Here is a 12,691-nt window from a genome sequence, read left to right as displayed (position 1 = left end):
CCGCCGAGGCCAGATTGCGCCGGCCGAGGAGACCCCGATGACCGAGATCAAGCCGCACGGATCGCATTTCGGCCCCTTCGAGGCCGTGGTGGAAGGCGGGCGCCTGACCGCCGTGCGGCCCTTCGCGCGCGACCCCTTCCCGGGGACGCTGCTCGCCTCCATCCCCGACGCCGTGCACAGCGCGGCGCGGATCGACCGGCCCTATGTGCGCGAGGGCTGGCTGAAGGGCGGGCGGCGCGGGTCTTCGCGCGGCGGCGACCCTTTCGTGCCGGTATCTTGGGACCAGGCGGTCCGCATGGTGGCCGAGGAGACGGCGCGCATCCGCGGGGAACACGGGCACCCCTCGGTCTTCGGCGGCAGCTATGGCTGGTCCTCCGCCGGACGCTATCACCACGCGCGGACCCAGCTGCACCGGTTCCTCGGCCTCGGCGGCGGCTTCACGGCGCAGGTGACGAACTACTCCTTCGGCGCGGGCATGACGCTGATGCCGCATGTCCTCGGCACCAACGACGTGGTGGCGGGAGCGGTGACGGATTGGGCGGCGATCCGGGCGCATGCGAAGCTGATGATCTGCTTCGGCGGGCTGCCGCTGAAGAACGGGCTGGTGACGAGCGGCGGCGCCGGCGCGCATGAATACGTGCCGCAGATGAAGGCCGCCGTCGCGGCGGGGCTGCGTTTCGTCAACGTCTCGCCCTTCCGCGGCGACACGGCGGAATTCCTCGGCGCGGAATGGGTGCCGATCCGCCCGAACAGCGACGCTGCGATGATGCTCGCGATGGCCTTCGTGATCCTGGAATCGGGCAGGGAGGATCGCGACTTCCTCGCGCGCTGCGCCGTCGGGTTCGAGCCCTTCGCGGACTACCTCCGTGGCCAGTTCGACGGCGTCGCCAAGACCCCCGAATGGGCCGAGGCGCTGACCGACGTGCCCGCCGCGACCATCCGTCGGCTGGCGCTGGAAGCCGCGTCCGTGCCGACGATGATGACCGCGACCTGGTCACTCCAGCGCGCCGAGCATGGCGAGCAGCCCTGGTGGGCGCTGGTGGCGCTTGCCGCGATGCTCGGCACCATCGGCAAGCCGGGGCAGGGTGTGGGCTTCGGCTACGGATCGCAGAACGGCATGGGCACGCCGCGGCAGGATGTCCCGAGCGTCGGCGGCGTGCCGGTGAGGAATCCGGTCGGCGCCTACATCCCTGTCGCGCGCGTGACGGAACTCTTCGAGCGGCCCGGCGGGATGCTGCAGTACAACGGCCGCGACCTGACGCTGCCCGATATCCGGATGATCTGGTGGGCCGGCGGCAATCCCTTCCACCACCACCAGGATCTCAACCGCCTGCTGCGCGCCTGGAACCGCGCGGAGACCATCGTGGTGTCCGAGCCCTGGTGGACCGCCGTCGCCCGCCATGCCGACATCGTGCTGCCCGCGACGACGACGCTGGAGCGCAACGACATCGCCAGCAGCTCGCGCGACCGCTTCGTGCGCGCCATGCACCAGGCCATCGCGCCGGTCGGCCAGGCCCGCAACGACGCCGACATCCTCGCCGACATCGCCGACGCGCTGGGCTACCGTGCCGCCTTCACCGAACAGCGAGACGAGATGGCCTGGCTGCAACACCTCTTTGGCCGCTGGCGCCAGGCCTGCGCCGCGCAGGGCATCGAGGTGCCGGATTTCGCCGAGTTCTGGGACCAGGGATATGTCGAGATCCGGGCTCCCGCCGTGCCCTACACCCAGTTCGCGGATTTCCGCGCCGACCCGCGGGCCAACCCGCTCAACACGCCCTCGGGCAAGGTCGAGATCTTCTCCGAGACCATCGCCCGCTTCGGCTATGAGGAGGTCGCCGGCCATCCCGCCTGGCGCGAGCCGCGCGAATGGCTGGGCGGCGAGCTGGCGAAGCGCTTCCCCCTGCACCTGCTGTCCTTCCAGCCCGCGACGCGGCTGCACAGCCAGCTCGACACCGGGCGCGTCGCCGCGGCAAACCGTGTCCAGGGGCGCGAGCCCGTCCTGATGCACCCCGACGACGCCGCTTCGCGCGGGCTGCGGGACGGCGACCTTGTCCGCATCTTCAACGACCGTGGCGCGGTCTGCGCGGGGCTGCGCGTGACCGACGGGCTGCGCCGCGGCGTCGTCGCCATGGCGACCGGCGCCTGGTGGAACCCGACCGTGCCCGGGGCGACCGACGCACCCTGCGCGCATGGCAATGCGAATGTGCTGACGCAGGATGTCGGGACCTCGCGGCTTGGCCAGGGATCGGCGGCGCAATCCTGCCTGGTCGAGATCGAGCGCTGGCCGGGCGAGCCGCCGCCGGTGACCGTGCACGCGCCGCCGCCCGGCGCCGCCGCGCCGTGATCCGCCGCCGCGCCGTGCTGGCCGCGGCCGCGCTGGCCGCAGCGCCGGCGCGCGCGCAGATCACGACGCTCGACCTGCGCCCGACGCCGCTGCCGGTCAGGCCTGACGACTGGATCGCGCCGGGGCTGCGGCGCGAGGTGCTGATCCGCTGGGGCGACCGCGTGCTGCCCGATGCGCCGGAATGGACCCCGCGCGAGCCCAACCCGCAGGCCGCCGGCGCGCAGTTCGGCTGGGATGCGCGCATCGCCGGCCTGGTCGAACCGCCGCCCGCCGCCGACGGCGTGCCGCGCCTGGTGCTGGCGGTCGTGCACCCCACGGTGGATCCCGCCATGGCCTGGCCCGGCGTGCGCGACCGGCCGGCCGTCGCCGCGGCGATGCAGGGCGCGTCCATCCTGAACCTCGAGAAGACCGGCGAGCGCTGGGTCATCGTGGATGGCGGCTTCCAGAGCCGGCGGCTCGATGCCGACACGCTCTGCCGCTGGCAGGGGCCGGCGGCGACGGCCCCGGCGGTGCAGGGCATCCTCGCGCCACAGGGCGGCTGCGCGACGCCCTGGGGCAGCCTGCTGCTGAGCGAGGGCGATCCGACGGTCTGGCTGGACCGACTGCGCGGCCTCGATCCGCGCTGGACGGAAGCCGCGGGCTACGGCTGGGCGGTGGAGTTCGACCCGCTGGACCCGGGCTCGGTGCCGGTGAAGCGAAGCGCGCTCGGGCGCATCGGCGCCGTCGCCACGCTGGCGCTGCAGGCCAGCGAAGGGCGTGCGGTGGTGCTGATGGCGGATGGGCGGCCGGGCGGCTTCCTCTACCGCTTCGTCAGCGCGAAGCCGGCGAGTGAGCCGGACGCGCTGGACGACGGCAGGCTCTCGGTCGCGCGCCTCGGCGGCGAGACGCTGCGCTGGGAGGCGCTGCCCGCGGGCGCCGCGACGGACCCCGCTTCGGCGGCGCAGGCGCTCGGCGCGTCGCGGCTGGATGCGCCCTTCGGCCTGGCGCGCGATCCGCGCAGCGCGCGCGTGCTGCTGGCCTGCCGCGGCGATGCGCGCGTCGCGGGCCAGGTGCTCGACCTGCAGGGCGATCCCGCGGCGGCGCAATGGGAATCGCGCGTGCTGTTCGTCGCGGGCGAGGTCGCGCAGGGCGGCCGATACGGCCGCGACCAGCCGCCGGGCGCGCTGCCGCGCAACCCCGCGACCGTCGCGGTGGATGCGCGCGGGCGGGCCTGGATCGGGACGGACCAGGGCGGGCAGGTCGGGCAGCAGGCCGATGCGGTCTTCGCCTGCGACCTGGATGGGCCGGGGCGCGGCGTGGTGCTGCCGGCCTATGCGGCGCCGCGCGCGGCCGCGATCGGCGGCGCGGTGCCGACACCGGGCGCCGAGACGGTGCTGGCGATGGTGCGCCATCCCGGCGCGGCGCCGGGGGCGAGCTACGCCAACCCCGCCACGCGCTGGCCGGCCTTCGACGCCGCGCTGCCGCCGCGCACGACGCTGGTCGCGCTGTCGCGCGGCGGGGCGCCGGTCGGGGGCTGACGTGCTTTCGACATGCACCTGTAGCACAGTGTGCGTTGACGCAGCGCCGGCGCGATTGTCTGCTGGGACCCGTCGAACATAGTGTCGCCGGGACGGTTGCAATGACGTCAGTGCCTGAAGAGATCGAGCTCGAGGACATCGGCAGCAATCCTGCGCCCGACCGCCCGATCGGCGAACTGATCGAAGCACGCCTGACGCGCCGCGCCGCGTTGCGCGGCATTGCCGGCGTCGGCGCCGCCGCGGCCCTCAGCGAGGCGCTGGTCGGAGAGGCGGCGGCGCAGCTCGCCGTGCCGGCCCAGGGCGGGCCCTCCACCCTGACCTTCCAGGAGGTGCCGCAGGGCCTCAGCCAGACGCATGGGGTGGCGGAGGGCTACGACGTGCAGATGGTGATCCGCTGGGGCGATCCGGTGCTGGCCGAGGCGCCGGCCTTTGACCCGCTCAACCAGACCGCGGCGGCGCAGGCACGGCAATTCGGCTACAATTGCGACTACCTCGACTATTTCCCGCTGCCGGCCGGCAGCACCAGCAGCGAACACGGGCTGCTCTGCGTGAATCACGAATACACCAACACCAACCTGATGTTCGCCGGCATCGGCGAGGGCCGCGCCGCGCGCGGCCGCACCACGCGCGACCAGGCGGCGGTCGAGATCGAGGCGCATGGCATGTCGGTGGTCGAGGTGCGCAAGGAAGGCAACACCTGGCGCGCCGTGCCAGACGGCGCGATGAACCGGCGCATCACGATGAACACGCCGATGCGCGTCAGCGGTCCTGCCGCGGGCCATGACCGGCTGAAGACCAATGCCGATCCCACGGGGACCCGCGTGCTCGGCACGCTCAACAATTGCGCCGGCGGCAACACGCCATGGGGCACCGTCATCACGGCGGAGGAGAACTTCAACAACTACTTCGGCGGCGCCGCGGCCGAGAGCGGGACGCAGGCCGCTTCCTACCGCCGCTACGGCGTGGTGCGCGACGCGACCTATGCCTGGGGCCGCTACTTCGACCGCTTCAACCTGGACCGCGAACCGAACGAGCCGAATCGCTTCGGCTGGATCGTCGAGTACGATCCCTACGACCCGAACTCCGTGCCGGTGAAGCGCACCGCCCTCGGCCGCTTCAAGCATGAGGGCGCGACGCATGCCGTCAGCGCGGATGGCCGCGTCGCCTTCTATTCCGGCGACGACGAGCGCTTCGAGTATCTCTACAAGTTCGTCACCGCGCGCCCCTGGAACCCGAACGACCGCGCGGCGGACCGCGACCTGCTGGACGAGGGTACGCTGTATGTCGCCAAATTCGAGGAGCAGGGCCGCATGCACTGGCTGCCGCTGGTGCATGGCCAGGGCCCGCTGACCGAGGCCAACGGCTTCCGCAGCCAGGGCGACGTGGTGATCGAGGCGCGTCGCGCCGCCGACCTGCTGGGCGCGACGCCGATGGATCGGCCCGAGGATGTCGAGACGAACCCGGTGAACGGCCGCGTCTATGTCATGCTGACCAACAACAACCGGCGCACCGCGCAACAGGTCGGCCCCGCCAATCCGCGCGCCAACAACGTCCATGGCCATATCGTGGAGGTGATTCCGCCCGGCGCCGGGACGGACCGCGTGGATCACGCCGCGACGGAAGCGCGGTGGGACGTCTTCCTGCTCGCGGGCAAGCCCGGCCAGGATGCCGGCGCGCGCTATCACCGAGCGACCAGCGACAATGGCTGGCTGTCCTGCCCCGACAACGTCGCCTTCGACAGCAAGGGCCGGATCTGGATCGCGACGGACGGCGCGCCCGACAATGCAGGCGTTGCCGACGGCATCTGGGCGGCCGACACCTCGGGCCATGGGCGCGCGCTGACCCGCCGCTTCTTCCAGGCGCCGACCGGGGCAGAGGTGTGCGGCCCGCGCTTCACGCCGGACGACCGCACGCTGTTCCTCGCCATCCAGCATCCCGGCGAGGATGACGGATCCACCTTCGAGCGGCCGTCCACGCGCTGGCCGGATTTCAAGGATGGTGAGCCGCCGCGACCTTCGGTGATCGCCATCGTCAAGCGCGACGGCGGCACGATCGGGACCTGAGTTGGTGGGCGCCGCCGCGTCGCGGCGCCCTTCGCCTCAGTTCTGGATGGTGATCCCCTTGGCGCGGATCACCTCGCTCCAGCGGTCGAGGTCGCTGTCCATCACGGCCCGCAGCGCGGCGGCGTCGCCGGCGACCGGTGTTGCGCCCTGTTGCACGAAGCGGTCGCGCACCTCCGGCGTGGCGAGGACCTTGTCGCATTCCTCCTTGATGCGCGCGACCAGGCCGGCGTCCATGCCGCGCGGGCCGAGCATGCCGTACCAGAAGGAATAGGCGAAATCGAAGCCCTGCTCCTTCGCGGTCGGCACGTCGGGCAGCAGCGGGATGCGCCCGCCGGTGGTGCCGATCGCGATGGCGCGCGCGCGGCCATCCTGCACGGCGCCCATCACGGTCGCGGGTGCGGCGATCAGCAGCCCGACGCGCCCCGCCAGCAGGTCGGCGAAGGCCGGCCCCATGCCGCGATAGGGGACGTGCGTCATGCGGATGCCCGCGATGTCCTGGAGATATTCCGTGTAGAGATGCGGCGAGGATCCCGCGCCCATCGAGCCGTAGAAATTCGCATCCGCGGGCTTGCCGCGCACCATCTCGACATAATCGCGCAGGCTCCGCGCGGGGCTTGCCGCCGGCACGACGAAGACCGTGGGGTAGTCAACCAGCAGCGAGATCGGCGTGAAATCCGTGCGGATGTCGAAGCCGAGACTGGGGTAGAGCGGCGGCGCGGTCGCCAGCGAGTTGTCCGTCAGCAGCAGCGTCGTGCCGTCATTCGCCGACCGCACGACGTTGGTCCAGCCGACCACGCCGCCGCCGCCCGATCGGTTGTCCACGACGAAGCTGCCGCCGGTCTGCTGCGCGAGCTGCGTGGCGTAGACCCGCGCGACGAAGTCGCTGGTCCCGCCGGGGGGATAGGTAATGAGGATGCGCACCTGCCGGTTGCCAGGCCAGGACGGTGCCTGGGCCCGCGCGATCCCCGGCGCGGCCAGCGTGGCAGAGGCTGCGAGCAGCGTGCGGCGCTTCATGGATTTCCTCCCGTGTCGTTGTCGTCCCGGCAGAGAGCACAGCCAGCACATCGCGATCAGGCCCCGGAAAGCCGGGATGCTGCAAGCCTGTCGGAAGCAAGCCGCGCGCCTTCCGCCAGGCTGCGCAGCTTGGCCCAGACCACGTCGGAGGAGACGCGCCCGCGCCCGGCGGAGGTGTCGAAGCCGCAATCCGTGCCGGCGAGAAGGCGAGACGCGCCACCGATGGACTGCGCGATTCGTTCCAGCCGTTCCGCGACCACCTCGGGGTGCTCGACGTAGTTGGTCGTGGTGTCGATGACGCCGGCGACGAGGGACTGGTCGTCAGCCAGCGGCATCCGCTGGAACACCCGATGCTCATGCGCATGGCGCGGATTGGCGAACGGCAGGACGAAGGCACCGACGCGGGCAGCGCGGATCACCGGCCAGATATCCTCGAAGGGCACGTCGCAGTCATGTGGCGCCTCGTAGTTGCCCCAGCAGACATGCAGGCGGATGCGGTGCTTCGGCAGGCCCTCGATCGCGCGGTTGATGGCGGCGACCACGCGCCCGCAGAAATCCAGGAAGTCCGACAGCGGCCGGTCCTGCCAGGCGCCGTGGCGCTCCAGCGCCAGGTCGGGGCAATCGAGCTGCAGGGTGAAGCCGGCCTCGACGATGGCGCGGTATTCATGGCGCAGCGCGGCGGCGAGCGCGTCGAGATAGGCGTCGTCGCTGTCGTAGTGCTCGTTCCGCACCACCGCGGCGACGATGCCCGGCGAGGGCGCTGCCAGGAAGGCCTCGCCGGTCGCGCCGGCGGCGTCGAGCGCGGCGCGGAATTCAGCGCATTCCGCTGCCATCGCGGCCTGGCCGATGTAGCGGACCTCCGCGACCGCGGAGGGGAGATGCGCGGTGACGGTCGCGGTCTCCTTGCCTGCGAAGCTCGCGCGGAGGTCTTCCTGGAACTCGGGATAGCGCGCGACGTCCTGGAACAGCCCGCGCTGGCGGCTGCCGCCGAGGCCGGTCAGGCGGTCGCGGAGATAGAGCACGAAGGATTCGCGGCCCTGCTCGCCGTCGTTCGGGATGTCGATGCCGGCCTCGCACTGCTTCGGCACGATGGCCTGGACGGCGGCGCGGGCAGCGGCGTGCAGCTCCCCCCCGTCCACCGCCTCCCCGCGCTGGCGGCGGGCGTAGAGGCGCGTCAGCGCGCGCGGGCGCGGCAGGCTGCCGGTGTGGGTCGTGCGGATGCGTCCGACTTCATGGGTCCCGATTCGCTTCATCGCGTTTTCTCCCGCACGGACTGTAGCGCGTCAGCGATGCGCGCGCAGCCCGTCCGCGACCAGGGTACAGCCCGCGACGGCCAACAGGATCGCGAACCCCGGCCAGATCGCGGCGAGCGGCGCGCTGAACACCAGCTCCTGCGCGTTGGACAGCATGTTGCCCCAGCTCGCCATGGGCGGCGCGATGCCGAGGCCGAGGAAGGACAGCGTACTCTCCGCCAGGATCGCGCCGGCGACGGCGAGCGCGGTCGCGACCGCGACGGGGGCCGCGACGTTCGGCGCGACATGGCGCAGCAGCACGCGGGTTTCGGAGGCGCCGAGCGCCCGCGCGGCACGGACATACTCGCGCGCGAGGACCGACAGCGCCGCGGCGCGCGCCAGGCGCGCGACGCCGACCCAGCCGAAGACCGTGAGGATGGCGACGATCCGCACCACGTCCGACAGCGGCTCGCCCCGGGGCAGGCCGATGCGGCCGGTGTCCGCGGCGGCGAGGATGATCAGCACAGGCAGTGCCGGCAGCGCGAGCATGCCGTCGGCCAGCCGCATCAGCGCCGCGTCCGGCACGCCACCGCGCCAGGCCGCGAGCAGCCCGATCGCTGTCCCCAGCACCGCCGCCGCGAGCGCCGTCGCAAGCCCGACGGCGAGCGAGACTCGCGCGCCGTAGAGCAGCCGCAGCAGCAGGTCGCGGCCGAGCTCGTCCGTGCCGAGGGGATGCGCGGCGCTCATCGCCTCGTGGCGGCTGAACAGGTCGGGGGAGAAGGGGTCGTGGCCGAGCCAGGCCTGCGCGAAGGGCGCGAGGAGGGCGCCCAACGCAAGTGTCGCGAGGATGAGGAGGCCGAGCGTCAGTCGCATGGTGGCTGGCGCGCTGGCGCCCTCCCCGCCCTCCCCCGCAACTGCGGAGGAGGGAGAAGCAGGCGCGTTGCGGGGAACGCTCCCTCCCGCGCTGTTGCGGGGCAGGGGTGGGGAGGGGGCTTCTTCACCACCTCATCCATCCCCCATCCGCGGATCGATCGCGCGCTGCGCAACGTCGGCCGCCAGCGTTGCCAGCATCGTCACCAGCGCGACCAGCAGCAGCGCGATGAGCGCCAGGTTGGTGTCGTTGCCCATCACCGCGTCGTAGATCAGCTTGCCCATGCCGGGGCGCGCGAAGAGCGTCTCGGTGATGACCGCGCCACCGACCAGCGCGCCGGCATCCAGCGCCGCGACCTGCAGCACCGGCACGGCGGCGTTGGGGAAGGCGTGGCGCAGCAGCAGCCGCGCCTCGCCGTTGCCGCGGGCGCGCGCGGCGGTGATCCAGGGCTCGCGCAGCGCCGTGGCCGTCGCCGCGGCGCTGTGCCGCGCATAGGCCGCGAGATTGGCGATGGCGAGCGTCGCGACGGGCAGCACGAGGTGCCGCGCCGCGTCGAGCCAGCCGCCCTCCGCCGCGCCGCCCGCGGGCAGCCAGCCCAGTGTCACGGCAAACAGGATGATCAACAGGATGCCGAGCCAGAAGGACGGCGCGGACTGGCCGAGGATCGCGATCGCATCCACCGCCGGCGCGTAGCGAGGCCGCGCCGCGGCCAGCAGGCCGAGGCCGATGCCGAGCAGGGCCGCCAGCACCAGCGCCGCGCCGAGCAGCACCAGCGTCGAGGCCAGCGCCGGCGCGATGACCTGGGCGACCGGCTGCGCGAAGAGCCGCGAATAGCCGAAGCTGCCCTGCAGCAGCGCGGCGACCCAGGCGAGGTAGCGCGAGAGAAGCGGCTGGTCGAGGCCATGCAGCGCGCGCAGCCGCGCCGCGTCGGCCGCCGTCAGCCTCGGATCGCCGGCGATGGCGAGGTCGATCGGATCGCCCGGCATCAGCCCGATCAGCAGGAACATCAGGAAGGACAGCACGGCCATGGTGACCGCGATCTGCACCAGCCGCGCGCCGACCAGCCGGATCATGCTTCGCCGGCGCGGTGGCAGACGGCCTCGACCCGGTTGCCGTCGGGATCGCGCAGGAAGGCCGCGAAGTAGTCGGCGTGGAAGTGCGGCCTGAGGCCCGGCGCGCCGTCATCGATCCCGCCGCTTTCCAGCCCTGCCTGGTGGAAGGCGCGCACCGCGGCGCGGGACGGCGCGCGGAAGCACCAGTGACAGGCCGCGTCCGCCGGCGCGGCGCCGTGGCGGATCGTGAGATAGGTGTTGCCGTCATCGGCCGCGCCGTTGCGCCGCCCGTAGCCGATCGCCCGCTCCTCGCGCCAGACGCAGGGAACGCCGAGCGCGGCCATCACCGCGTCGTAGAAGCGTGCCGCGCGCGGGATGTCCGTGACCGCGATGGAGACGTGGTCGAGCATCAGCGCACCCGCCACTCCTCCACCCAGAGCGAGCTCGGCGCGAGGTGGCCGGTCGGGCGCACATTGTCGAGCCAGGCCGGCCATACATGCGCGTCGGAACGGAACCAGAGCGGGATGGAGGGCAGCTCCTCCGCATAGATCGCCTGCAGCCGGTGCCAGAGCAGGCGGCGCTTCTCCCGGTCGAGCTCGACCGGGATGGCGTCGAGCAGCGCGTCCATCTCCGCGTTGCGGAAGCCGACCGCGTTCTGGCCGGACCAGTTGCGCTCGGCGCGCGGGATCTCGTCGGAATGCAGCGTGCTGCGCGGCACGTTCTCCGGTGCGCTGATCCAGGCATACATCGCGGCCGTGAAACGGCGGCGGCGCAGCGTCTCGCCGAACAGCACGCGCGGCGGCTCGTTCCTTATCCGCGTGTCGATGCCGGCCTGGCGCCACATGCCCTGGATGACCTGCTGCACCGCCTCGCGCGAGCGGTTGCCGGCGGTGGTCATCAGCTCGATGGAAAGCCTCTCGCCGGCGGCGTTGCGACGGATGCCGTCGGGGCCCGGGCGCCAGCCCGCCTCCTCCAGCAGGGCGCGGGCGCGGGCGAGGTCGAAGGGCCATTGCCGCACGGCGGGGTCGTTCACCCAGTCCAGCGGGTTGATCCCGGTATGCGCGACGGGCTGCCGGCCTTCAAACAGGCGCTGCACGATCTGCGCGCGGTCGAGCGAGAGGATCAGCGCCTGGCGCATGCTCAGCTCGCCCCAGGGCGCGACATCGAGATTGACGTCGAGATGCTCGTAGATCAGGCCGGGCCGATAGCCCACGCGGAAGCGGTTGCCGACGCGTCGTTCAAGCGCGCTCGCCTGGTCGAGCGGCAGGCCGAGCTCGCCCGCGATCATGTCCACCTGCCCCGCGAGAAGCTGCGCTTCCAGCGCGGTGGTGTTCTCCACGGTGCGGATCGCGATGCGGCGGAAGGCGGGTGCCGCGCCGTTCCAGGCGGCGTTGCGGTCCAGCGTGACGCCGGCGCCGGGCTGCACGGCGGCGATGCGGTAAGGGCCGTTCCAAAGGCCGGGGTTGGTCGGCTCGGTCTCGTAGGCGCTGCGGCTGCGATAGGCGCGCGGGTCATCCTCCCACCGGCGGCGCTCGATATGGGCGGGCAGGGGCTGCCAGTCGCCGGTGGAGGCATATTCGAAGGTGACGCGGTCGAAGCGCAGCGTGATGGTGCGGGGGTCCTCGACGATGGCCTCATAGGCCTGGCGGTAGAACTCGGTGCCGGCGAAGCCCGTGGAGAAGTCGCGCCCGGCCTGCCAGGCGAAGAGCATATCGTCGGCGGAGACGGGCGTGCCGTCGGCCCAGCGCCAGCCCTCGCGCAGGCGCCAGGTCACGCGGATGCCCGGGCGCCCCTCCGGCGTCGTCTCAAGCCGCGCGAGCCCGTTGTCGAGCGAGGGCAGCGTCTCGCAGCCCATGCAGGTGAGCTGCCAGTCCGGGTCGTAGGTCGTCAGCGGCCGGCGCGCGAAACCCAGCACGTAGGATTTGGCGGCCATGGATTCGATGTTGGGGTGGAAGGTCGCGGGGTATTGCGTGATGCCGACGGTCAGCTGCTCGCGCGCGGGGGCCTGCGCGAGGGCGGGGGTGGCGGCGAGGAGGGAGCAGGCCGTCAGGAGGAAGCGGGCGGCCATTGGCGGGCTCCATGCCAGACGCGGAGGATGACCACGGTTTCGCGCGTGGCGCGGTAGACGATCAGGTAGGGCGTGCCGCCGACCGGGACGCGGCGCTGGCCGCGACCGAACCGCGGGCCGAGGCTCGGAAAGGCGAGGATGCGGGCGATCGCCGCCTGGATGGTGCTGTTCAGCTTCTGCGCGGCGACCGGGTTCTCCGCCGCGACGTAGGTCAAGGCGTCCGCCAGCTCGCGCCGCGCCGATGGCGCGAAGACCAGCCTCAACGTGCCTTCCGCGCCAGGGCCGCCGCTACGATGGCGTCGAGTTCGGCGAAGACCTCCTCGGCCGGGATGACATGGCCGGCCGCAACCTCGGCCTCGGCCTCGGCAATGGCCGCATCGAGCGCGGGGTCGGGTTCCACCAGGCCAAGGATCGCGTGGGTGGCCAGCGCCTCGACCGTCGTCGAGGTCTCCTTTGCGAGACGGCGCAGGTCGCGCATCGCGCCGTCCGGCAGGTCGATGTTGAGCGTGGTCATCAGGCCTCCTTCGCCG

At 72.5% G+C, this 12,691-nt stretch carries 11 protein-coding genes; 3 read left to right on the top strand and 8 right to left on the bottom strand.

Features of this window, described 5'->3' with window-relative positions:
• Positions 1-37 precede the first annotated feature (37 nt).
• The 3 genes from ACLF3M_RS13165 to ACLF3M_RS13155 all read left to right on the top strand — a co-directional run bounded on the left by ACLF3M_RS13165 (position 38) and on the right by ACLF3M_RS13155 (position 5,924).
• Positions 38-2,344, top strand: a complete 2,307-nt coding sequence (locus ACLF3M_RS13165; protein ID WP_430657390.1) for a molybdopterin-dependent oxidoreductase — start codon at positions 38-40, stop codon at positions 2,342-2,344.
• Positions 2,341-3,861, top strand: coding sequence for a PhoX family protein (locus tag ACLF3M_RS13160; protein WP_430657389.1), 1,521 nt, complete (start codon positions 2,341-2,343; stop codon positions 3,859-3,861). The genes ACLF3M_RS13165 and ACLF3M_RS13160 overlap by 4 nt, the downstream gene beginning before the upstream one ends.
• A gap of 101 nt (positions 3,862-3,962) precedes the next feature.
• Positions 3,963-5,924, top strand: coding sequence for a PhoX family protein (locus ACLF3M_RS13155; protein ID WP_430657388.1), 1,962 nt, complete (start codon positions 3,963-3,965; stop codon positions 5,922-5,924).
• Positions 5,925-5,960: 36 nt separating this feature from the next.
• Here ACLF3M_RS13155 and ACLF3M_RS13150 read toward each other — a convergent pair whose 3' ends face one another.
• The 8 genes from ACLF3M_RS13150 to ACLF3M_RS13115 all read right to left on the bottom strand — a co-directional run bounded on the left by ACLF3M_RS13150 (position 5,961) and on the right by ACLF3M_RS13115 (position 12,675).
• On the bottom strand, positions 5,961-6,938 hold the full coding sequence (locus ACLF3M_RS13150; RefSeq protein ID WP_430657387.1) for a Bug family tripartite tricarboxylate transporter substrate binding protein: 978 nt from the start codon (positions 6,936-6,938) through the stop codon (positions 5,961-5,963).
• Positions 6,939-6,994: 56 nt separating this feature from the next.
• Positions 6,995-8,191: a hypothetical protein gene (locus ACLF3M_RS13145; protein ID WP_430657386.1), complete on the bottom strand. Its 1,197-nt coding sequence runs from the start codon at positions 8,189-8,191 to the stop codon at positions 6,995-6,997.
• A gap of 30 nt (positions 8,192-8,221) precedes the next feature.
• The gene (locus ACLF3M_RS13140; RefSeq protein ID WP_430657385.1) at positions 8,222-9,043 is read right to left on the bottom strand and encodes an ABC transporter permease; all 822 of its coding nucleotides are present in this window, start codon (positions 9,041-9,043) and stop codon (positions 8,222-8,224) included.
• A gap of 132 nt (positions 9,044-9,175) precedes the next feature.
• Positions 9,176-10,114, bottom strand: coding sequence for an ABC transporter permease (locus ACLF3M_RS13135; protein ID WP_430657384.1), 939 nt, complete (start codon positions 10,112-10,114; stop codon positions 9,176-9,178).
• The gene (locus ACLF3M_RS13130) at positions 10,111-10,503 is read right to left on the bottom strand and encodes a VOC family protein (RefSeq protein ID WP_430657383.1); all 393 of its coding nucleotides are present in this window, start codon (positions 10,501-10,503) and stop codon (positions 10,111-10,113) included. The genes ACLF3M_RS13135 and ACLF3M_RS13130 overlap by 4 nt, the downstream gene beginning before the upstream one ends.
• Complete coding sequence (locus tag ACLF3M_RS13125) at positions 10,503-12,161, bottom strand: peptide ABC transporter substrate-binding protein (RefSeq protein WP_430657382.1); 1,659 nt, start codon at positions 12,159-12,161, stop codon at positions 10,503-10,505. Before ACLF3M_RS13125 ends, ACLF3M_RS13130 begins: the two co-directional genes overlap by 1 nt.
• Positions 12,140-12,424, bottom strand: coding sequence for a type II toxin-antitoxin system RelE/ParE family toxin (locus tag ACLF3M_RS13120; RefSeq protein ID WP_430657381.1), 285 nt, complete (start codon positions 12,422-12,424; stop codon positions 12,140-12,142). The genes ACLF3M_RS13125 and ACLF3M_RS13120 overlap by 22 nt, the downstream gene beginning before the upstream one ends.
• On the bottom strand, positions 12,421-12,675 hold the full coding sequence (locus ACLF3M_RS13115; RefSeq protein ID WP_430657380.1) for a hypothetical protein: 255 nt from the start codon (positions 12,673-12,675) through the stop codon (positions 12,421-12,423). The genes ACLF3M_RS13120 and ACLF3M_RS13115 overlap by 4 nt, the downstream gene beginning before the upstream one ends.
• Positions 12,676-12,691: the final 16 nt, after the last annotated feature.

Source organism: Falsiroseomonas sp. HW251, from assembly GCF_050563545.1.
Taxonomy (GTDB): Bacteria; Pseudomonadota; Alphaproteobacteria; order Acetobacterales; family Acetobacteraceae; genus Falsiroseomonas.
This window is presented reverse-complemented; position numbering and strand designations above follow the sequence as displayed.

Bases quoted from the DNA above. Each gene is read 5' to 3' on its own strand.
- ACLF3M_RS13165 (WP_430657390.1), top strand. From the start codon at position 38: ATGACCGAGATCAAGCCGCACGGATCGCATTTCGGCCCCTTCGAGGCC.
- ACLF3M_RS13155 (WP_430657388.1), top strand. From the start codon at position 3,963: ATGACGTCAGTGCCTGAAGAGATCGAGCTCGAGGACATCGGCAGCAAT.
- ACLF3M_RS13150 (WP_430657387.1), bottom strand. From the start codon at position 6,938: ATGAAGCGCCGCACGCTGCTCGCAGCCTCTGCCACGCTGGCCGCGCCG.
- ACLF3M_RS13145 (WP_430657386.1), bottom strand. From the start codon at position 8,191: ATGAAGCGAATCGGGACCCATGAAGTCGGACGCATCCGCACGACCCAC.
- ACLF3M_RS13140 (WP_430657385.1), bottom strand. From the start codon at position 9,043: ATGCGACTGACGCTCGGCCTCCTCATCCTCGCGACACTTGCGTTGGGC.
- ACLF3M_RS13135 (WP_430657384.1), bottom strand. From the start codon at position 10,114: ATGATCCGGCTGGTCGGCGCGCGGCTGGTGCAGATCGCGGTCACCATG.
- ACLF3M_RS13130 (WP_430657383.1), bottom strand. From the start codon at position 10,503: ATGCTCGACCACGTCTCCATCGCGGTCACGGACATCCCGCGCGCGGCA.
- ACLF3M_RS13125 (WP_430657382.1), bottom strand. From the start codon at position 12,161: ATGGCCGCCCGCTTCCTCCTGACGGCCTGCTCCCTCCTCGCCGCCACC.
- ACLF3M_RS13115 (WP_430657380.1), bottom strand. From the start codon at position 12,675: ATGACCACGCTCAACATCGACCTGCCGGACGGCGCGATGCGCGACCTG.